The organism is Enterobacter cloacae complex sp. OE43NF (assembly GCF_023544405.1).
GTDB classification, from domain to species: domain Bacteria; phylum Pseudomonadota; class Gammaproteobacteria; order Enterobacterales; family Enterobacteriaceae; genus Enterobacter; species Enterobacter cloacae.
In genome coordinates this window covers 1-772 of record NZ_JAMJFW010000147.1, presented here as the reverse complement: position 1 = coordinate 772, position 772 = coordinate 1, and the positions used below count along the sequence as shown (strand labels likewise).

The window sequence follows — 772 nt, the reverse complement described above, 5'->3', positions numbered from 1 at the left end:
TCCATCCGGCATGCAATCACAGGTGCTGTTTGTGGCTGACCGTTTCGCGGTAATGGCGCAGGCTGGTGGGGCGGTGTCGTTGCCGTTCGTAATCCAGAACGGACAGACCTTCATCCGGGATACGTTCATCCAGGACGGTACCATCAGCAATGCCAAAATCGGCAGCTATATCCAATCTTCAACCTGGGATGGCACCGGTAATGTTGGCTGGCATATTAATAAATCGGGTTACGCTGTATTTAATAACGTCACTATCCGTGGAACAGTATATGCAACAAATGGAAGCTTTAAGGGTAGTGTTGAGGCCACGACTTTTGTCGGTGATATAGCGAATATTGGAGTTGGAGCAGACGTTGTCGTTTCAGGCGCTACAACAGCTACCAGAGCGATAACATTCACAGACTCCTCTAATTCCTCGCTTGCGAAATCCGCCCTTCTCGAAGGTCTGATTTATGTGTCATCGCTTACCGGAACAACGGTCGTTAACATCACGCTCAATATCAATGGGAATATACGTGACCTTGGAAATATTAACGTACCGTCAGGGAATACTGGGATGTGGATATCGGTAAGGCATGCATTGAGAAACATCACCGCAAATACAGTTACGGGAACCATTACAGTCACAGGAAGCGGAACAGCAAGTAAGTCAATTACATCACCGACGTTAACCATTACCCGAGGTACCGGGTCGTTCTCATAATCCAATTAGACATTCAACACGATTAATAACCCGTCACTTTTGGCGGGTTTTTTATTGCCTGGAGAAAAC

Annotated in this window: 1 protein-coding gene; it reads left to right on the top strand. The window is 47.0% G+C overall.

Annotated features, from left to right (window positions below):
• Nucleotides 1–703: phage tail tip fiber protein (locus M8370_RS23415; RefSeq protein WP_250021873.1), on the top strand; the 703-nt coding region annotated here is incomplete at its 5' end.
• Between the last annotated feature and the right edge of the window lie 69 nt (nucleotides 704–772).